The sequence below is a fragment of the Dyadobacter sp. genome, assembly GCF_039919315.1.
Lineage (GTDB): Bacteria > Bacteroidota > Bacteroidia > Cytophagales > Spirosomataceae > Dyadobacter.
The window spans coordinates 45,078-65,744 of record NZ_JBDSFX010000053.1; the positions used below are offsets into that span (position 1 = coordinate 45,078).

Below are 20,667 nucleotides of genomic sequence, written 5' to 3' on the forward strand. Positions count from 1 at the left end.
GGAACATCGGTTTCGCTGGCTTTTTTTTTGTTTGAATGCAAAGGTATTTTCGTGAATTTTTGAATGTAAATTGGGATTTCAAAAACCTGAACCCATGAAACGCAGAAAACTTATAAAAAGCCTTTCCTCCATTCCCTTGCTGGGCGCATTACCATTCCTTTCTAAAAATGCCGAGGCTACTTCTGTGCGTAAAAAGAGAGATATTATTGAAGAACTCGGCATCCGGACATTCATCAATGCAGCGGGGACGCTGACTTATATGTCGGGCTGCATTATGCAGGAAGAGGTAGTGGAGACGATAGAAAATACTTCGAAACATTTTTGCATGATCGACGAAGTGCAGGATAAGGTAGGCGAGAAGATCGCCAAACTCGTACATTCCGAAGCTGCTATGGTGACCTGCGGGGCATTTTCAGCCATGACTCTCGGCCTGGCCGGCGTGCTGACCGGAACCGATGTCAGAAAAGTGGAACAGCTCCCGCATATTGAGGGTACGGGTATGAAATCAGAGGTGATTTGTCAGAAATCTCATAATGAACGTTACAATCATGCTTTTTTGAACACAGGTTGTACGGTAGTTGAGGTTGAAACCATAGACGATGTGGAAAGGGCGATCAGCGAAAAAACGGCGCTCCTTCATTTCCTGAACATTACTGCAAACCTGGGGCAGGTCAAGCATGAACACTGGGTTGCATTGGGCAAAAAGTACAACATCCCTACCTCTATAGACATCGCAGCTGACGTTCCTCCTGTTTCAAATCTTTGGAAATTCAATGAAATGGGTTTCGATATGGTTTTTATTTCCGGTGGAAAAGCCATGCGCGGTCCGCAGAGTGCGGGAATTTTGATGGGAAAGAAAAATATCATCGAAGCCGCCCGCCTGAACTCCCCTCCGCGGGGATTTACGGTTGCTCGCGGGCTTAAAGTGAACAAGGAAGAAATCCTCGGCATGTATGTCGCGCTGGAAAAATTCATTGCGGGTGATCATGAGAGAAAGTGGAAAGAGTGGGAATCTCAGGTAGCGCATATTGAAAATGCTGTGAAGGATTTGTCCGGCATTACCACACAAGTATCCATTCCCGAATTGGGAAACATCACGCCGACATTGACAATCAGCTGGGACGATAGCATCGTGAAATTGACAGGTCGGGAAATGCGGGACCGGCTACGAAACGGCAGTCCGTCCATAGAAGCAGGTTTTTCAGGATTGCCCTTATATCACTACCAGGCTGGCTCCGATTCCATAGACCCGACCGTAGCGGAGACCTTGAAAGGAGTAAACCTCGTAAGGGTAACCGCATGGATGCTCCAACCCGGAGAATTCAGGGTCGTTGCAAAAAGGATCAAAACAGAATTAGTGCTCGCAGGTGCAAGCTGAAAAAATGGAAGGAAGTTGAGTAGTAGGCTCCGGTCAGGCAGCGATTTGATTACCAACGGAAGATCGTAAGTCTTCTATCTGGTGCTGCAAAAGCCAGTTGCGGAAATCGGTAACATTCTGAGGCTCATAATGTACAATACGGCCGTCCGTTAGCATGATCGTAAATACTTCATGAGCATGGATGTACTTTCGTAGTTGAACAATACAGAATTCAAATCCAGGGAAATAATAGTTTGTTTGCATGCGTTTTCAGGGTTTGCAAAGGATTTTGATCATGTTTTTTGCTACATTTCAATATGTTAGCAACATGTAACTGGCAAAAAATATGCCTCTTTAACTACCTGGAACGTTTAAGCAGAGTCTTAGCTTGTAGTTGAGTATGGGGATCTTCGTAGCGAAATTTCTACAAAAAAATCGGATTTGGAACCGACGGGTCTAAGTTACTATTATTTTTATAAATGATAGCATTTAGCTAGATTTGAGATTTGTAGAATTAATTTATGTTATTGCAATTATACCATACGAATTGCTCTTGAAGAGGCTTTTTATCATCCTACTTTTTATTTTTTGGACGTCAGAAAATGTGTTGGCCCAAGCTGGCTACACGGTTTCTCATTTTACTGATGACAATGGTTTGCCGCAGAACAGTGTGAAAGGTCTGGCGCCCGACAACGACGGGTATATCTGGCTGGCGACTGAAAATGGCCTCGCCCGTTTTGACGGTCATCGTTTCTATAACATCGAGAAATCTGCGCTGGGAATCACCAGCAACCGTTTTTATCTTTTGATGCCTTCGTTGCAAGCCGATGGTACGGATGCAAAGGATCAACGAAACACGCTTGTGTATGCCGCGACGGATGCCGGTGAATATGCGAGGATTGGGAACGGGACGGCATTTTATGATTCAGCGTATACCAACGGAAGGATGAAGCGGCTCCCATTTATGCGAAATGGTGCCAGCAACACTTTCCTGGCCAGCGGTTTACCTACTTTCATGAGCAACATTGCAAAGCCGGAACACTACGTCATTCCCGTCGGATATGGAAACAGCAATGCGTATGTGATCGACAGTACATCCGTATCGTTTTACAATGACCAGCAGCGACTCTACAAAGTACCTTTCGCCGATCAATCCTTTTGGACATTCTTCACAATGGGCCGTCTGCTTTACCATATGGATGATGACGGTTTCATTGCCAAAGTCACCGGTAACGGTGTTTCGAAGGTTGGCATTTCCGGGGACCTGATCAGGGATAATGGCTATGACACTCAATTGACCGGGCTTACGTTATACTGGAACATTGCCAGCGATCAGGTTTGTTTTTATTTTCGCAAGAAACTGTATTCCGTTGATAATGAGCGGAATGGCAGGTTGGCAACCAAACTGATATTGCAGGATTTTGACCTGGAAGAATTGAATATACAAACAGTTCACCGGGACGCTACGAACGGGACAATTTTCATGGGCAGTATTTCGGATGGTTTTTATGTCCTGACAAAACATTCATTTGAGACGCTGCGGCACCAGGGAAAGGACATGGACAATGTGTTTTACGCGCAGCTGGATTATGGCAAAAACGCAGTCATGACGCCGACCGGGGTTATTTTGGAAAAAGACCCGGTAACCGGAAAGACCTTCTCCGGCAAACTGCCTTTTTTGGAAAAAATCAATCCGAATGATAAACGAACGCTTTTGAGAGATAAGGCGGGTTATATCTGGGTCAAGGCGGGGGACAAATTGTATCAGCTGGACATTGCTAATGAGAAAGTGATCCATGTATGGAGTTTTAGTGAAGAGGTCAAGCATATTTTTCAGGATAGCCGCGGCAACATCTGGATTGGTCTTGCCGAAAAAGGAGTGTACCTCATCGATCTCTCGCAACCAGACTTCAAACCAAGGCACATTCAGGATGACATCAGGGTAACGTATTTTGAACAGGATCGGGCTGGAAAAGTGCTAGCCGGAACCATCAACGGACTTTACACATTTGATGCCGACGGTCATAAGAATGGCTTGGTACCCGGCACGGAGGACCTGTACATCAAAAGTATGTTCGTTGATCGTGGTGATCGTCTCTGGATGGTGGTCAATCAGGAAGGGCTGGTTTTATACGAACATAAAAAATTGATCAGCTTTCCGCTCGACAAAAACAGGTACCTGGGCAGTCCGCATTGCATTGTGGATGATACCAAAGGGTTTTTCTGGATACCAACAGATAAAGGGTTATTCCAGGTAGCGATCGAAGATTTGCTGAACTATGCCAAATCGCCGGTTTCGGAGCTCTTCTATATGTATCATGCAAAGGGCGACGGACTGCTGACGAACGAGTTCAATGGAGGTTGCCAGCCTTGCTCGGCGAGAATAGATAATGGCTACATTTCGCTTCCTTCGTTGAATGGACTGGTCTGGTTCAAGCCTGAGCAGATTACAGCCAATGTTCCGGCAGGCCGCATTGTTTTAGACCGCATACAGGTGAACAATAGCTTTCTGGCCACTACCGGGGATACATTAACGTTGCCCGGAGAACCCGTCCAGACCAAATTTTACTTTTCAACGCCCTACTACGGCAATTCCAATAACCTGAGCTTATCCTATGCATTACTGAAAGAAGGGCATGCTGTCACACCAGCGGACTGGATTCCGATTTTAGGCCCCGATTTTAGCATTACATTTGCCAACCTGGATCCTGGGGCGCACAAGCTCATTGTGAGGAAAATGAATGGTTTTGGTAAAAACAATTACACCATCCGCACGATCTTGGTGATAGTTCCACCACTATGGTACCAAACCTGGTGGGTAAGGGTGCTGTTCCTGATCGGTGCGGTGCTCATTATCTATCTTTACAATACTTTAAGGCTTAGAAACATTTCAAACGAAAATGCGCGACTGGAAGAAATCGTGGCAAAACGTACCGAGCGCCTCAACCGCGCGCTGAGCGACATTGAAGAATCCAAAACCGAAATGAGCCGACAGATACACATGCTGTCGAGGTTGCTGGCTTCGATCACCCACGACATTCAATCCCCGCTTAACTACATTATGCTTACCTCCGGCGCGATACCTGCCATGGTGCAACGCGGCGAGCTGAATGAGGTGACCGAAATAGGACAGGTGATTTCCAATTCTTCGCAACGGATGAGCGATCTGCTGCGTGGATTGCTGGATTACATTAAGCTGCATGTTTACGGAAACAGTGTGCAGTTTGAAGATGTTAACCTCCGGATCCTTGTAGAAAACAAATACCAGATCTTTCAAAATGTCATTGAGCTCAACGGGAACCAGTTTTTGAACGAAATACCGGACCATCTCACCGTTTCTTCCGACTACCAGATGCTGGCCATCATGATCCATAACCTCATTGATAACGCAACCAAATTTACATGCAAAGGCGTGATCCGGGTTTTTTCTGAAATGAATGAGCAGGGCCAGGTCAGGCTGATGATTGCCAACACAGGAGAGGGGATATCCGATGAACTGATGGAGGTGATCAATGCTGCGGTAACGGAGGAGGCTGACGACGTGATGAGGCCTTTCGGACGAAAAACGGGGCTGGGGTTGCTGATCGTTAAAGAAATAGCGGAGCTGATACACGTTAAACTCTCATTGACCCGATCGCCCGAAACCTGTTTTGTAATGACGTTTCCATCCATGTAACTTTAAGGCATGGGAAATCAGCAAAAACAATTCGTGATGGGCATGCTGGCTTATGCCTCGCAGAGAGATTTGTCAGCAGAAAAATTGTGCCGACTGTCGGATATAGACCTTTCCACGTTAATGGAAAGCGAATATTCCAATTTCTCGACCAAGCAGCTCAACGATTTATGGATGAATGCGTGCCATTTAAGTAGCGATCCGCATTTCGGGTTACATCTGGGGAATCGGTACAGCTTGCGGCACTCGGTATTGTGGGCGAGATCGTAAAAAGCAGCACTACCGTGGGACAGGCCATTACCCAGGCAGCATCACTTACGGGGCTGATCACGGATATGTTTGCGATGGAGGTGGAGCAAGGGAAAAGTGACTTTACGATCCGTCTGATACCTGTGGAACCAAAGCGGAAGGACGCGCCGGTTGCTTTTGAGCAAACGCTACACTTCTTTATGGTATTCGTCATTCACGAGCTGGACGGATTGATACTCGCCAAAATCCAACCCAAAGCAGTACATTTTCCATCTTCGGCCATTGATTCGAAGGAACTGGAAAGGGTACTAAGATGCCGGCCTGTCAAAAAAAGAGAGGAGTATGCCATTACTTTTGACAATAAATATTGGGACCTCCCCATTCTCACAGCGAATTACGAATTACAAAAAAGCCTTCTTGAAAAAGTAGCGACAATCATCGGAAAAGACGCTGCGACAGAAACGTACCAGTCGAAGATCTACCAGCATTTGTTGAAAAACGCCTATCTTGGCATTGTCCCACTGGAAGAGATCGCGGCGAATTTCAATGTCAGCACACGCAGCCTTCAACGGAAATTAAAGGAAGAGAATGTCACGTACCAGGAGCTGGCAGACCAGGTACGCAAGTCGCTGGCTATCCATTACCTCGATTCCGGAAGCTACTATGTGAAGGAAATCTCCTACATGCTGGGCTACAATGAGCTGAGCGCTTTTTCCAGAGCCTTCAAGAGATGGACAGGTACGACACCAGCGTTGTATCAGAAGCAGGCGTAGCTTTTCGCAAAAGGCCCTAAGGGCTCGCGTGCAAGCCTTACTTCCTGTACGACGAGATCTTGGCGTACAATTCTGCCGGGCTGAAAGGTTTGCTGACATAATCATTCATGCCGACGGTGAATGCGATGTCCTTAATGTCGAGCATGGCTGATGCTGTGAGCGCAATGATCGGAAGCTCCGCGTATTTGGCTTCCGGCAATTGCCGGATTCTCAGAGTAGCCTCATAGCCATCCATTTCGGGCATTTGCAAGTCCATCAGTACCAAGTCGTAATCATTCTCCTGCACTTTCTGAAGAGCGATCAGGCCATTTTCTGCTACGTCATATTCTACCTCCCATTGTTTCATGAAATTCTTCATCAGAAAGACATTGATCGCGTTGTCTTCCACAATGAGAAGCTTCATTCCTTTCAGGCTGAATGTATTTTTAGAGATACCGTTTGTGTGCTCTCCGAGCGGTTTTTGGCCCACCTTAAAAGGCATGCTAAAATAAAAAACGGAGCCTTTTCCCTGCTCGCTCGTCACGTGGATGCTGATTTGCTGTAATTCCAGCAGTTTTTTGGTGATAGTAAGCCCCAGGCCGGAGCCGCCGTATTTTCGGGTCGTATCAGAAGTGGCCTGTGTGAAGCTGTCAAATATATTTTCAAGCTTTTCCTTAGGAATACCTATACCGGTATCTTCCACTTTGAAATCAATAGTAACCGTCTCATTTTCACGTTTTGAGATGGAGGCAGAAATGGTCACCTTACCCTTTTCGGTAAACTTAACGGCATTGCTCACCAGGTTGGTTAATATCTGACCGAGCCGTACGGGATCGCCTATCACCACCATGTTGAGATCTATATCAACGATCAGTTTGAGGTTGATCCCCTTTTCATTCGCTTTTTGCAGCACGCCAGAGCGAATATTTTCAAGTAAAAGAAGGATATTGAAATCCACCTCTTCAAACTCGATTTTGCCAGCTTCAATTTTACTGAAATCGAGAATGTCGTTGATCAGGACGAGCAGGTTTTCTGCGGAGAATTTGAGAATGTTCAGAAATTCCATTTGCTCAGGTTTCGGGTCCTGCTGCAAAAGAAGGTGTGTAAAGCCGATCACCGCATTCATGGGTGTACGGATTTCATGACTCATCGTGGAAAGAAACTGCGACTTGGCGACCGCAGCCATTTCAGCCTCTTCCTTTGCTTTGATCAGTTCTGCCTCAGTTTTTTTGTGTGTATCAATGTCCATGATCGCACCATACAGCTTCACAACCCTTCCGGCTTGATCCAAAAAAGGCTTTCCTATGGCATGGATAAACTTGATTTTACCGTCGGGCAGTACGATCCGCAGGTCAAAACTTGCCGGGTTGAGGTGGTTGATCGCGTCCTTAATGTGTGATTTGTAGAGGTGCAGATCATCCGGGTGGATCATCTTGGAAAACAGCTCCGTGTCAGGGCCGCCGCTGTCGGGTTCCAGGCCGAATATCCTGAAAGCCTCATCGGACCAGTAATTTTGCCCGGTAATGAGGTCAGCCTCCCAGCTACCTGAGTGGGTAAGCTGCTGCGATTCTGCCAGCATGGCTTCATTGCGGCGGATCACCTCTTCGGCGCGTTTTCTGTGGCTGATATCGTGCCATACCACCAGCAGTATTTTTTTGTTACTGATCAGTACCGGGTTCAAAGTAACCTCTACAGGAAACTCCTCCCCATTCATTTTTTTATGGATCCATTCAAACCGGTTGTACCCCGTTTCGTAGGCTATCCGATCCATTTCGGAAGCTTTTTCCGCGGATGTTCTGCCATCGGGCTGATACTCGGGAGAGAATCTGGCAGGGTGAATGGACAACAGCTCGCTCTTGTTTTTGCAGAGCAGCATCTTTACGGCCGCCTCATTACAATCCACAATACCGGTTTCATCCAGCAGCAAATGAGCGTCGGTTGAATATTGAAAGATAACGCTCAGCTTTTCCTCCACGATCTTTCGCTCCGTCAGGTCCTGCAACACACCGTCCAGCCTTGGGAGCTGGTCCTGATCTATTTTCTGATCGTGTATATCCGAAATCGAACCAACCATACGTTCGGGTTTGCCATTTTCAAACTTGGCTGTACCTCTGCATTCGAAGTGACGATAACCGTTTTTCTTGGTTTTAAGTCTCACCCTGACCAGGTAGGGCACATTGTTTTCCAACTGCGCTTTGATCGCCTCGGTCACAATGATGCGGTCGTCGGGATGAACAAACTTCTCGGTAAATACCCCGTAGCCGGGAGTTATTTCTCCTGGCTCGTACCCCAGCAGTTCGAAAAGACGGTCGGACCAAACCTGTTTTCCGGTCTGAATCTCCCAATCCCATATTCCGGCGTTGACGCCGGAAATAACCATCTCTAAAGACGCGGGTGCAAATTGGGATTTCATTGGAAATCAGTTGGATTTATTTCTTTAAATTTAGTATAAATTCGAGTTTCTCATCATCAAATCGGTGCAAGGATTTTACTTCCTGATACATTAAATATAAAAAATTATTTTTCGGTTAAATCGTCTTCTCCGATTGTCATGAAAATATGTTTCTTGAAAAAATATTTGCGTGTTAATTTTTAATAAGTTTATTTTGTCTATCATATTTATAGACTATATGATTTTGTCAGATTAACCACCAGTCAGGCAAAACATGATTTCAAAATTCTTACCGTACCTATGAAAGCGAAAGATTTACTTCTCCTTCCGAATGTTTACGCCGGCAAGATGGTGGTTACCGTTTGTTCCCGCCCCATGCCCCCCCGTCGTTCCTGTTGTTGACCCCGCAAGAAGTCAGTATTCAGGTTATCCCGAATTTTAAGGACTGATTCCGAGCCTATGCGCTGTCTTTTCGACCGTGTTTCGTAGGTGATCGTTTGTATAGGCCGTTCATTTGCCACTCCGGAAGCGGGGCTGACATGTTGCGTATATATACGATGGTTATCACATTATCCATCCTGCATTATCCATCCTATTGCTCATTAATAATGATTAAGAAAATTTACTACCTGATTATTTTATCAGGTTCGCTGCTATTCGGCGCTGACTATGCCAGAGCCCAGGACGTCATATCCGGCGTTGTCAAGGACGAATCAGGACAGACCTTGCCCGGTGCCACAGTTGTGGAGAAAGGATCTGCCAGATACGCGCTGACGGACGTGGACGGCAAGTTCAGCATCGCTGCTGCCAAAGAATTTCCATTTACATTACAAATCAACATCACAGGGTTCCAGCAGCAGGAAATTGAGATCTACGAGCTCACTACCGAGGCTGTAGAAATAATCTTGAAGACGGCCAACGTGCTCGATGAAGTGGTGGTAATCGGTTATGGTGAACAAAAAAGGAAAGACATTACCGGTTCGGTAGCTTCGGTGCCGATTGAAATAAAAAGCCAGCCGGTCGCCTCCGTGGAGCGTTTGTTACAAGGCTCAGTAGCGGGAGCCGTGGTTACGCAAACTTCCGGCCAGCCGGGCGGAGGCGTCAGCGTACAGATCCGCGGGAACAACTCCATTACCGCCGGTAGCGATCCATTGTACGTCATCGACGGTTTTCCGATCAACAATGATTACTCGGTAGCAGATGCTGGTGTAACGGACGGTTCGAAAATCAACCCGCTGTCTTCCATTAGTACGGCAGATATTGAGAATATCGACGTTTTGAAAGATGCCTCTGCGACTGCAATTTACGGATCTCGCGGTGCGAATGGCGTTGTGATTATTACCACCAAAAGTGGTACTAAAAACAAGTCTTCTGTCAACTATGACGCCTATTATGGAACTCAGCAGGTTTTAAGAACGATTCCATTACTTAATGCGGCTCAATGGTGGCAATTAAGGAAAGATGCAGCTGTCAATTCCGGCAAAACGGCTTCCATTCCGAGCGTAACAGGTTACTCACTGGACACGACCGGTGCCGGTACCGACTGGCAGGACGCAGCATTCAGAAAAGCGTCCATTCAAAGCCATAACCTGTCCATTCTCTCAGGATCAGACAAAACCAAGCTGGCGTTTTCAGGTAATTATTTCAAACAAAATGGTATCCTGCAAAACACCAATTTCAGACGTTTATCAGCACGCGTCAATCTGGATCACCAGTATAATGACCGTTTCCGCATTTTTACGAGCCTATCGGCCAGTAATACCAAGGCTAATGTAGCTCCTACGGCCATTGTAGGCAATTTGTTGCAAACTCCGCCGGCGCTACCGGTTTACCAGAATGATGGTTCGTTTGTGATCAACAGCCCATTCGAATCGGCGTTGCAAAACCCGATCAACTCTCTTTACAACCAATTAAACGAAACCATTACGAACCGTTTTCTGGGTAACATTTCCGGCGAGTACACCATTGCTGACGGCTTAAAAGCGAAGATTTTGGTCGGTGCGGACATCATTGGTAATAAGCAAAACCGTTACCTGCCAAGTACCACGGCAGAAGGTCAGGCTTTGAGCGGAGATGCAATAGTAGGTTCAGTATTTACCAGTAACTGGCTGAATGAGAACACGATCAGCTATGACAAGGAAATCAATGAAAAGAATAAAATCAATGCGGTAGCAGGTTTCACGGCACAGGTTTCCGAAACCAAAGGTGCGGTTGCAGAAGCTGCCGGATTCGCAACCGACGCGTTTGAATACAATAACCTGGCAACCGGTATCACCAACATTGCACCACGTTCGCTGGCTAGCAAATGGGCACTTGCATCGTATCTGGGCAGGATCAACTACATTTTCGACGAGCGTTACCTGTTTACTTTTACATTACGCGCCGATGGATCCTCCCGTTTTGGCGAGGGTAAAAAATGGGGATACTTCCCGTCAGCAGCATTTGGCTGGAATGTCAATGAGGAAAAATTCTTTCAGCAGTTCAAAAAAGTCAGTTTGCTGAAACTGCGTTTGAGCGCGGGAACGACCGGGAATCAGAACATTCCTTCGTACCAGTCACTTTCTCAGCTGAGCTACTTCCGATACAATTTTTCAAACACGACTGTATCAGGTTATGCGCCTAATACGGTTCCCAATGCGAACCTGGGCTGGGAAAAAACATTCCAGGTTGATGCCGGAATTGACTTGGGCTTGTACAAAAACCGTATCAGCATCATTGCCGATTATTATTACAAAAGAACGACCGACCTGCTGCTGACCAGGACTGTACCAGGTACTTCGGGCCTCTCCGATTTCTACAATGGTCAGGCGTCTGTGGTGTACCAGAACATTGGAGAAGTGTCTAACCAGGGATTTGAACTGTATGTCAATTCCCGCAACCTGGAAGGCGCCTTCAAGTGGAATACCATTTTCATTTATTCTAAAAATACCAACAAGATCCTGAGCCTGGGCGACGGCGTAAACCAGATCATTCCGGTTATTTCCAATCCATCCATTGCGAAGGTAGGTTATCCGCTAGGTTCATTCATTGTCTATAAAACGGACGGTATCATTCAACACGGCGAAACGCCGCTTACGCCTCAGCAAAACAAAAGCCCGGGTGGACAGAAGTACCAGGATATCAATGGTGACGGCGTGATCACACAGGCTGGTGACCGGGTTGTGATCTCCAATCAGCCAGGGTTTACAACTGGACTCACCAACACATTCAGCTACAAAGGTTTTGACCTGACAGTTTTCTTCCAGGCGTCCATTGGCGGTAAATTGTACAATGCCAACCGCGCTAACCTCGAACTGGCAACGGGGTATGTGAATGGATCTGACGTGCTGCTGAACCGGTGGTCTGCTACCAACACCAATACCGAGGTAAAAGCCGCATTCCAGGATCCTGCGATCACTATTTCCGACCGGTTTATCGAAGACGCGACTTACTATCGTTTGAAAAACCTGTCATTCGGATACACTTTCCCAAAAACGCTGCTTTCGAAGGCAAGGATCGACAATCTGAGGATTTACGTATCGGCGCAGAACCCGAAAACATGGACCAAATACACCGGTTTCGATCCCGAGGTGAGTTTGAACGGCCAATCGCTGATTAACAAAGGCATTGACCAGGGCGTTTACCCGAATAACAAATCTTACCAGGTCGGATTATCATTAACATTCTGATGAAGCCAACATTAATTCCAATGAAAATGAAAGCATTTAAATATATCGTTCTCGCGATCACCACCATAGCGGCCACTTCCTGCGAAGAGTTCCTGAAAGAGGAGCCGGAAGCTTTTCTCTCAGAAGATCAATATTACAAAACGCAGGCGGATGCTATCAATGCAGTTAATGCCGTTTACTTCTTCCTGAATTCGGGAGGTTCGTCCATTCAGACTCCCTACAATACATTGTTCAACACGGGTATGAACATGGCCAGCGACGACGAAGATCCAGGCCCTGGCGCGACCAACCCGGATGTACGTTCCTTGTCCGTTCAGGCGCATTCGTCGACCAACTTGCGGATTTATGAGCTTTGGCAGCAACATTATGCGGCCATTAAAAAAGCCAATGTTGTTTTGGAAAAAATTCCTGCGATTGACTTTGATAACACCGTAAAAGCCAGACTGATAGGCGAAACGAAATTCCTTCGGGCGTTGTATTATTTCAACCTGGTGCGGCTTTACGGCGACATTCCATTGATTTTGGAATACCAAAAATTCGTGAATGCAGCTGATTACGCCATCGCCAAAACGCCTTCTACGCAGGTCTACGATCAGATTGTGAAGGATTTGACAGAGGCTGCAAGCGTGCTTCCTGCGACTTATGCGTCCCCGAATATAGGTAGAGCGACTGCCGGTGCTGCCAAAGCATTACTTGCGAAAGTATACCTGACCAAAGCTTCGTTGCCATTGAAAGTGTCTGCAAACTACTCGGATGCGGTTAGTAAGGCGGAGGAAGTGCTTTCTTCCGCTGATGGCGGAACCGGGACTTATGGTTATGGTTTGGTCAACAATTATGCGGAAGTTTTTCTTCCGGCTTTTAAAAATAATAAAGAACACATTTTCTCTGCTCAGTTCAAGTCCAATTCTCTGGCGCAGGGAAATAATGAAAGTCCTCGTGCGATACTTTCCGGGATTCCGGGACTGAGCGGGAATTATGCTCATATGGTGCGCTACTATACGGTGGGCACTGATAAGTTTTTCAGTATTTACAAATTGTTTAAACCTACGGATAAGCGTCGGGACGTCACTTTTGTGAGGAATTTCACTAGCCCTACCAATGGACGAAAATATGGATTGAGCATTGCTAATACTGCGGTTCCAAGCGACTCGACACCTTTCTGGAACAAATGGTGGGACCCTAATTCTACTGCGGTAACCAACCAGTCGGCTGCTAATGTGCCGATCATTCGTTACTCCGAGCTGCTCTTGATCCATGCGGAGGCCGAAAATGAGGTCAATGGCCCGACTGACAAAGCTTACAAATCACTGAACAAAGTCCGTAACCGTGCAGGTTTGCCCAATTTGACTGCTGGTATCACCAAAGACCAGTTCCGGGATTCATTGTACCTCGACCGTCGTTTGGAACTGGTTTACGAGTACCAGCGCTGGTTTGATCTGATCCGTCAGCGTGACGCGGCTTATAACGGCACTTTTGTGAAGAACCTGCATAAAGTCGGGAAGACCAATGCTGCACCGAAGCACGCATTTTACCCGATCCCGCAGTCAGAAATTGATAACAATGCATTGCTGAAACAAAACCCGCTTTGGGAATAATAGCTTTCCTGTGATAGGATCATGATTGATTCGTTGAAAAAAATAGTTGCCTTCCTGGTATGGATAGTCGCGGTGCTTGTGTATCCGGCTGTCCATGCGCAGGACCAATCCCAAAAACCCAATATCATCCTCATTCTGGCCGACGATTTGGGTTTTTCGGATCTAGGTAGTTTTGGCTCTGAAATCAAAACACCTAACCTGGATAAACTAGCGGCGAATGGTTTGCGGTTAACACAGTTCTACAACAGCGGTAGATGCTGCCCTTCCCGAGCCTCCCTTTTAACGGGACTTTATCCGCATCAGGCTGGGGTAGGGGATATGGTTCAGGACAAAGGTGCGTCGGCATATCAGGGCTACCTGAGTGAAAACAGTGTGACGATTGCTCAATTATTGAAAACGGCAGGTTATCATACGATTGTTTCAGGCAAATGGCACGTTGGTCTGGTACCATCCGCACTGGCCCACAATCGTGGTTTTGATCATTCATTTACATTACAAAACAATGGCAGCAGTTATTTCAACTCCGAACCACTTTATAACGACGGCCGGAAGGTAACATTCCTGCTCAATGGGAAGGAAATTCACCGGCAGGATTCGTCGAAGTACCTTACCCAGGCCATTACCGATTTTGCGATTCAATCATTGGATCAAGTGAAAAACGATACTAATCCCTTTTTCCTTTATCTGGCCTATAATGCGCCGCATTGGCCGATACAGGCATTGCCGGAAGACATTACCCGCTACAAAGGCAAGTATCTGCAAGGCTGGGACTCGGTGAGGGCGGCCAGATTTCAAAAACAGATAGAGCTGGGTATTATTTCAAAAGAGTGGACCCTTTCGGACCGGTATGAAAATGCGCCCGACTGGAACACGCTATCGAATGCTGAAAAGGAACATTGGGACACCCGTATGGCCATTTATGCCGCTATGGTAGACCGGATGGATCATAGCATAGGCGAAGTCCTGGCCAAACTAAAACAGCTCAAAAAGGACGAGAATACATTAATCCTCTTCATTTCGGATAACGGCGGAAGTGGCGATACTGTGAAACAATGGGACTATGTGACCCAAAAAAACGGAGAGCCAGGCTCGGTGGCATCTATCGACAGCTACGATCCGCCCTGGGGCAATGTCAGCAACACACCATTCAAGTTATTCAAGAAAAATACACATGAAGGCGGAGTCGCATCACCATTCATCGCCTACTTTCCGGGAACTGTGAAACCGGGTACAATAAGCCACCAGGTAGCGCACCTCACCGACATTATGCCAACTTTCCTGGATTTGGCCGGGATCAAATATCCATCGGAATTCAATGGTAAACGACTAGTAGCCGCGGAGGGAATTTCATTGAAAAATTTGTTCAAAAACCCTCAGTTAACAAAGCCAAAGACTATTTTCTGGGAACATGAAGGCAGCCGGGCGGTGCGGCAAAATGACTGGAAACTTGTGGCGGAAATTAATCAGCCGTGGGAGTTATACAATTTGAAGAAAGACCGCACGGAGACGCACAATCTGGCAAATCAATACCCGGAAAAAGTATTGGAACTACAAAAGGAATATCTGGAATGGTCGCGGAAAGTGGGTGTGGTGGATTGGAATACGATCAAGTGAAAGTTTTAAAACGCAGGAATTTCAAAGTATTGATCATCATAAATTATCGATTATGAAAAGAATAATATTACGTTTCAACCGCTGGGCACTGGCCGCATTTACATTGTGGTCAGCAAGCGCAATTGCCCAGCATGCACCTACTCAGCCTTATCAGGGGAAAATTGGGAAGACAGTTGCAGACACGCAGCAGTCGTGGCCGGAAAAGAAAAAAGCACCCAAAGGCGCGCCGAATGTGGTTTGGATTTTGCTGGACGACATAGGTTATGGAGCAGTGAGCACATTCGGTGGACTCATTAATACGCCTACACTGGACAGTCTCGCCAATAATGGTTTACGATATACCAATTTCCATACGACCGCGATTTGCGCACCAACCCGCGCGGCATTACTCACGGGACGCAACCAGCATTCGGCGCATATGGGATTATTCCCTGAAACTGCGATCGGTACGCCAGGTTACGACGCGATTATGCCTTTTGAAAAAGCGACCATTGCGGAAATCCTGAAAGACAATGGGTACAACACGTTTGCATTAGGAAAATGGCACATTACGCCGCTGGCCGATCTTACACCGTCCGGGCCATTTAACCGCTGGCCAACCGGACGAGGGTTTGAACAGTTTTACGGATTCCCATCCCGCGGCAGCATTGACCAGTGGCACCCCGAGCTATGGGAAGGTACCCATCGTGAACCGGATCGTCAGGATGGCAAGCATTTCAATGAATTACTGGCCAATCGGGCGATCAGGTATTTGTCCGGACAAAAATCAGGCAACCCTGACAAGCCATTTTTCCTTTACATCGCTACCGGTGCAGGCCATGCGCCACATCAGGTTGCAAAGCAATGGTCGGACAAGTACAAAGGGAAATTTGACGGTGGCTGGGACGAGTACCGCGAAAAGGTGCTTGCCAATCAGATCAAACTGGGTGTAGTACCAAAAAACACGAAATTGACAGACCGTAATGCGGGAATCAAGGCTTGGAATACGCTTTCGGCGGACGAGAAGAAGCTATACGCACGGTTTATGGAAACCTATGCGGGATTCCTGGAATATACAGATTACGAAATTGGTCGGGTGATCAAGCATATCAAAGATTCCGGGCAACTGGATAATACTTTGGTGATCGTTTCGGTGGGCGATAATGGAGCAAGTAAGGAAGGAACATTTGTAGGGACGGTCAATAATTTCGGCGCGGAATTGCCGGAGGAACAAAGGCTTAAAAAGAACCTGGAACAGATTGACCTGATCGGTACCGAGTTTTCAAAAGTGAATTATCCACTGGGATGGGCGGCTGCCACCAATGTTCCGTTTCGGCAATGGAAGCAGGATGCGAATGCTGAGGGCGGCACGCATAATCCTTTAATCGTTTTTTATCCAAAAGGCATTCAGGAAAAAGGGGGGATTAGGAACCAGTACGGTCACGTGATTGATATTTTGCCTACTACTTTGGAACTGACGAACATCAAGGCGCCGACGGCTGTGAATGGTATCAAACAAGATCCGATTGAGGGTACAAGCCTGGTTTATAGCTTAAATGACGCTGCCGCTAAAAATCGTCACCTTGTTCAGTATTATGAGATCAAAGGTTCAAGATCGATCTACAAAGACGGCTGGAAAGCTGGCGCATTGCACGTGAGAGGCCAGGAGTTTGAGAAAGACAAATGGGAGCTTTATAACCTGACTGAGGATTTTAATGAAGCCAATGATCTTGCCACTACCCAGCCTGCCAAGTTGAAAAAGCTGCGGGCATTGTTTGAAAGCGAGGCTACGAAGTATAATGTGTACCCGTTGAAAGACGGTACTGAGCCTTTTACTTTGCCAACGGCTTATAATGATGTGGACAAAGTCGTGCTCTATCCCGGCCAGTCTACGATCATTGACATTGGCAGTCCGTTTGCGCTGAAACGTTCATTTTCCCTGGTAGCGGATGTGGAAAATCTGGGAGTAGAAACGGAAGGTGTGTTATTGTCACGCGGAGGCAGCGTGGGCGGTCTGAGCTTTTTTATTCAAAACCATAAGTTGCAGTTTGTCTATGCGGTTGGCGATGGGACGAAATATACGGCAAGTTCCGAAAATACCACGCTTCCGATCGGCAAGGCGGAATTGAAAGTCAGTGTGAAATATGATCAGAATGGTACGGGGTTGATCAGTTTGTATGCCAATAATATCAAAGTAGGCGAGACCTCTATTGGAAAAACTTCGGACGCATTGTACCTGCATGAAGGAGTGAATGTCGGTTTTGACGACCTGACACCGGTAGGGGATACCTATAAAGTGCCTTTTACCTATACGGGCAAAATCACTAAGGTGACTATTGATCTGGACCAGGACCAGCAGGCGCAATTGCGGACTGGGAAATGATTGTCAGGACACCGCAATAGAGGAATGTCAAATCGCATGATGTTACATGTCTGACGGCATTTTAAAATAAAATGTCACATTTAATACACCTAAATCGCGTAGCGACGTACCATCGATACCAAACGGACCAACAATTCGAATGAACAAACAACTGGTAACAATCTTCTTAGCAATATTCATTTTCGGCGAAATCAATGCGCAGGATCGTCCGAACATCCTGTGGATTGTAAGCGAGGATAATACCACGATGCTAGGCAGTTACGGCGACAAATTCGCGACTACGCCTAACCTGGACAAATTTGCTTCCGAAAGCATCCGGTACAAAAATGCATTCTCGACCGCACCGGTGTGTGCGCCTTCGCGTAACACATTGATCACAGGCATGTACCCGCCTTCCCTAGGCACAGAACATATGCGGAGCGAATATCCGGTACCTGATTTTGTGAGATTCTTTCCCAGGTATTTGCGGGAAGCAGGTTACTATACGACCAACAATGCCAAAAAAGATTACAACACGGACGATCAGTCTGCGGAAGCGTGGGACGAATCGAGCAACAAGGCTACTTACAAAAACCGCAAGCCCGGTCAGCCTTTTTTCGCTGTTTTTAATCTGAATGTTTCGCATGAAAGTTCATTGCACGAGCCCGTGGCATCATTACATCACGACCCAGAGAAAGTGGTTTTGCCGCCTTACCATCCGGCCACTCCCGAGCTGAAACACGATTGGGCGCAGTACTACGACAAGCTGGAAGAAATGGACCGGCAGTTTGCGCAGCTTTTGAAGGAATTGCAGGATGAAGGCCTGGCCGAAAACACGATTGTTTTTTACTATGCAGATAATGGTGGCGTGCTGGCTCGTAGCAAGCGGTTTATGTACGAATCAGGTCTGCATGTACCATTGATCATTCATCTACCTCCAAAGTATGCTCATTTAGCTAAGGAAAAACAAGGGACGGTGTCGGACAGGCTGGTCACTTTTCTGGACTTCGCGCCTACGGTTTTGAGTCTTACGGATATCAAAGTTCCTGACTATATGCAAGGCGGTGCTTTTTTAGGGAAACAGCAGAAACCGGAATCAGAGTATGCGTATGGCTTTCGCGGCAGAATGGACGAGCGGATTGACATGTCGAGATCGGTTCGTGATAAGAAATATCGTTACATCCGGAATTATTTGCCCAATAAAATTTACGGTCAGTACCTGGAATATCTGTGGCGTGCGCCGTCGGTGAAATCCTGGGAGGATGCTTACAAAGCGGGAAAACTGAATGCTGATCAGTCGAAATTCTGGGAGGCGAAGCCTGCCGAGGAGCTATTCGATGTGGATGCTGACCCGCATAACATTCGTAACCTTGCCGGTGACGCGAAGTATAAGTCGGAACTCGTGCGCATGCGAAAAGCGAATGATCAATGGGTTCGAAAATTGAAAGATGTAGGGTTTATCCCGGAAGCAATACTTTATGAAATCGCGAAGGAAACACCGCTGTACGATTATGCAAGAAGCGGCCAATACGATCTGGAAAAGATCATTGCCACGGCTGACATTGCGTCTTCACGAAATCCTGCGCATTCAAAAGAATTGATTAAAAGGCTCACCGACAATGATCCAGCGGTAAGATACTGGGCGGCGACCGGCCTGGCTGTCTTGAACGATGGTTCAGCGAAAGATTTGTTGAAAAAGTGCCTGAGTGACTCGGAGGCTGCTGTTCGGATTGCGGCAGCAGAAGCATTATATGTAACAAACACCGACAAACCGGGCGCGGTAGCAGCGTTAACAGAAGCTTTGAAAAGCGACAATCCTTATGTTCGCCTGCAGGCATTAAACATTTTGGATTTGATCGGTCAGGACGCAAAACCGGCGCTGGAACTGGTCAAGAAAATAGCAGATCAGAAGGCTGAAATGTTTGATTATGATATTCGTGCGGCGAAGGTGCTTTTGGAGAATTTAGGGAAGAGTGAATAACTATTGCTTAGACTTTTCATGAAATCCAGTCCAATCTACTTTTTCGAGAATTTCCGTCATACGCCGGTTCTTTTCCTTGAAGAAAGGATCCTCGGCTAATCGTGCAAATAGGGCCTCATTAATTTCAGGAAAAGAATCATCTGGGGTAACCTTCCCTATTAATTCCTTGCTTGCTTTTTGCGATTTTTCTTTTGTGGGCGGCATAATGTGTGTGACTTAAAGAATTTAATTTACGAATTTGAATGAATACGGCTCGTATGGCCAATGAGTTTCGTTAGAAATACCTACTTCTACGATTTTTCAGAAATCTGGGACCAATCTACCTTTGACAACGCTTCCTCGGCTTCCTGATGTTTTCTCTTGAAGAATGGTGACTGAGCCATAATTTCAAAGAGTGTCTCGTCGGAGAGATGAGAAGGATCACTGGAAGAAAATGGAACGTCAATTTCTTTCATTTCTTTGGGGGGAGTTTCTTTAATAGAAGGCATAGTGTTGTCGATTGGTTCATTCAAATTTAACCTATTTTTTACATTTGATCAAGATCCTATCATATCCGGTCCCCAGAGCATATTCTTCAATGCGATCTTTAATAACGCCCATTATCTCGAATGATTTGCACAACTCCTCAAAATTTGAGTTTATAGCTCTCTGGTAAAGATTAGTCCTTTGATTTCGCCCAAGCTCGAAAGATTTTTTATCCATAAATCCGGAAAAGGACAAAATTGCAGTTTTATTTTCATGCATGAATTCGATGGCGATCTTTGCGACGGTAGCGATAACTTTTGGCATATCACCATTGTTACTCCTGGAACTGTCGTCAATCATCCATTGTCCGTTGATAATTCGAAAATCACCGAATGCTAGGTTGTAGATTTCCTGATCCGGGAGGTTAGTGAATTCGCTTAAAATTCTGACAATTGATACTGATTTCGTTATGTTTCCATAGGTGCCTTCACTAACAAAAGAGTAAAGGTTGCCATCGCCGGATTTGCGATAAGAGTAAGATTCTTTGTTCATTAGGTTATGATATAGTATGTGTTCTGAA

At 46.4% G+C, this 20,667-nt stretch carries 13 protein-coding genes and 1 pseudogene; 9 read left to right on the forward strand and 5 right to left on the reverse strand.

What is annotated here, in order from left to right; all coding sequences use genetic code 11:
- Positions 1-94 precede the first annotated feature (94 nt).
- Positions 95-1,378 (forward strand): aminotransferase class V-fold PLP-dependent enzyme, encoded by a 1,284-nt coding sequence (locus ABIO93_RS14550; protein WP_348068850.1) that lies wholly within the window; start codon positions 95-97, stop codon positions 1,376-1,378.
- A gap of 33 nt (positions 1,379-1,411) precedes the next feature.
- On the opposite strand, the gene ABIO93_RS14555 is transcribed toward ABIO93_RS14550, so the two are convergent.
- Positions 1,412-1,621, reverse strand: coding sequence for a hypothetical protein (locus tag ABIO93_RS14555; RefSeq protein ID WP_348068852.1), 210 nt, complete (start codon positions 1,619-1,621; stop codon positions 1,412-1,414).
- 340 nt (positions 1,622-1,961) lie between these two features.
- Between ABIO93_RS14555 and ABIO93_RS14560 the strand changes: the two genes are divergently transcribed.
- The 3 genes and pseudogenes from ABIO93_RS14560 (at position 1,962) to ABIO93_RS14570 (ending at position 6,052) form a co-directional block, all read left to right on the forward strand.
- Entirely contained in the window at positions 1,962-5,033 is a 3,072-nt protein-coding gene (locus ABIO93_RS14560) for a two-component regulator propeller domain-containing protein (protein WP_348068854.1), read from the forward strand.
- Between the two features lie 120 nt (positions 5,034-5,153).
- Positions 5,154-5,986: pseudogene (locus ABIO93_RS14565) on the forward strand (AraC family transcriptional regulator ligand-binding domain-containing protein); the annotation flags it as partial.
- The gene (locus ABIO93_RS14570; RefSeq protein WP_348068945.1) at positions 5,963-6,052 is read left to right on the forward strand and encodes an AraC family transcriptional regulator; all 90 of its coding nucleotides are present in this window, start codon (positions 5,963-5,965) and stop codon (positions 6,050-6,052) included. The pseudogene ABIO93_RS14565 and the gene ABIO93_RS14570, both read left to right, overlap by 24 nt.
- 37 nt (positions 6,053-6,089) lie before the next feature.
- Here the strand turns inward: ABIO93_RS14570 and ABIO93_RS14575 are convergent, their stop codons facing one another.
- Entirely contained in the window at positions 6,090-8,444 is a 2,355-nt protein-coding gene (locus ABIO93_RS14575; RefSeq protein WP_348068856.1) for a PAS domain-containing protein, read from the reverse strand.
- Positions 8,445-9,031: 587 nt separating this feature from the next.
- Here ABIO93_RS14575 and ABIO93_RS14580 point away from each other — a divergent pair.
- From ABIO93_RS14580 to ABIO93_RS14600, 5 genes are all read left to right on the forward strand, one after another.
- The gene (locus ABIO93_RS14580) at positions 9,032-12,091 is read left to right on the forward strand and encodes a TonB-dependent receptor (RefSeq protein ID WP_348068858.1); all 3,060 of its coding nucleotides are present in this window, start codon (positions 9,032-9,034) and stop codon (positions 12,089-12,091) included.
- Positions 12,092-12,117: 26 nt separating this feature from the next.
- Positions 12,118-13,686: a RagB/SusD family nutrient uptake outer membrane protein gene (locus ABIO93_RS14585; RefSeq protein ID WP_348068860.1), complete on the forward strand. Its 1,569-nt coding sequence runs from the start codon at positions 12,118-12,120 to the stop codon at positions 13,684-13,686.
- 21 nt (positions 13,687-13,707) lie between these two features.
- A complete protein-coding gene (locus tag ABIO93_RS14590; protein WP_348068862.1) occupies positions 13,708-15,300 on the forward strand; it encodes an arylsulfatase in 1,593 nt (530 codons plus the stop codon).
- A 52-nt stretch (positions 15,301-15,352) separates the two neighbouring features.
- Positions 15,353-17,662 carry an arylsulfatase gene (locus tag ABIO93_RS14595; protein WP_348068864.1) on the forward strand — a complete coding sequence of 770 codons (2,310 nt, stop codon included), beginning with the start codon at positions 15,353-15,355 and terminating at the stop codon, positions 17,660-17,662.
- A 139-nt stretch (positions 17,663-17,801) separates the two neighbouring features.
- Positions 17,802-19,622: a sulfatase-like hydrolase/transferase gene (locus ABIO93_RS14600; protein ID WP_348068866.1), complete on the forward strand. Its 1,821-nt coding sequence runs from the start codon at positions 17,802-17,804 to the stop codon at positions 19,620-19,622.
- Here ABIO93_RS14600 and ABIO93_RS14605 read toward each other — a convergent pair whose 3' ends face one another.
- The 3 genes from ABIO93_RS14605 to ABIO93_RS14615 all read right to left on the reverse strand — a co-directional run bounded on the left by ABIO93_RS14605 (position 19,623) and on the right by ABIO93_RS14615 (position 20,639).
- Positions 19,623-19,826 carry a hypothetical protein gene (locus ABIO93_RS14605; protein WP_348068868.1) on the reverse strand — a complete coding sequence of 68 codons (204 nt, stop codon included), beginning with the start codon at positions 19,824-19,826 and terminating at the stop codon, positions 19,623-19,625.
- An 86-nt stretch (positions 19,827-19,912) separates the two neighbouring features.
- Positions 19,913-20,110, reverse strand: coding sequence for a hypothetical protein (locus ABIO93_RS14610; RefSeq protein ID WP_348068870.1), 198 nt, complete (start codon positions 20,108-20,110; stop codon positions 19,913-19,915).
- 31 nt (positions 20,111-20,141) lie between these two features.
- A complete protein-coding gene (locus tag ABIO93_RS14615; protein ID WP_348068872.1) occupies positions 20,142-20,639 on the reverse strand; it encodes a hypothetical protein in 498 nt (165 codons plus the stop codon).
- Between the last annotated feature and the right edge of the window lie 28 nt (positions 20,640-20,667).

Bases quoted from the DNA above. Each gene is read 5' to 3' on its own strand.
- ABIO93_RS14550 (WP_348068850.1), top strand. From the start codon at position 95: ATGAAACGCAGAAAACTTATAAAAAGCCTTTCCTCCATTCCCTTGCTG.
- ABIO93_RS14555 (WP_348068852.1), bottom strand. From the start codon at position 1,621: ATGCAAACAAACTATTATTTCCCTGGATTTGAATTCTGTATTGTTCAA.
- ABIO93_RS14570 (WP_348068945.1), top strand. From the start codon at position 5,963: ATGCTGGGCTACAATGAGCTGAGCGCTTTTTCCAGAGCCTTCAAGAGA.
- ABIO93_RS14575 (WP_348068856.1), bottom strand. From the start codon at position 8,444: ATGAAATCCCAATTTGCACCCGCGTCTTTAGAGATGGTTATTTCCGGC.
- ABIO93_RS14580 (WP_348068858.1), top strand. From the start codon at position 9,032: ATGATTAAGAAAATTTACTACCTGATTATTTTATCAGGTTCGCTGCTA.
- ABIO93_RS14585 (WP_348068860.1), top strand. From the start codon at position 12,118: ATGAAAGCATTTAAATATATCGTTCTCGCGATCACCACCATAGCGGCC.
- ABIO93_RS14590 (WP_348068862.1), top strand. From the start codon at position 13,708: ATGATTGATTCGTTGAAAAAAATAGTTGCCTTCCTGGTATGGATAGTC.
- ABIO93_RS14595 (WP_348068864.1), top strand. From the start codon at position 15,353: ATGAAAAGAATAATATTACGTTTCAACCGCTGGGCACTGGCCGCATTT.
- ABIO93_RS14600 (WP_348068866.1), top strand. From the start codon at position 17,802: ATGAACAAACAACTGGTAACAATCTTCTTAGCAATATTCATTTTCGGC.
- ABIO93_RS14605 (WP_348068868.1), bottom strand. From the start codon at position 19,826: ATGCCGCCCACAAAAGAAAAATCGCAAAAAGCAAGCAAGGAATTAATA.
- ABIO93_RS14610 (WP_348068870.1), bottom strand. From the start codon at position 20,110: ATGCCTTCTATTAAAGAAACTCCCCCCAAAGAAATGAAAGAAATTGAC.
- ABIO93_RS14615 (WP_348068872.1), bottom strand. From the start codon at position 20,639: ATGAACAAAGAATCTTACTCTTATCGCAAATCCGGCGATGGCAACCTT.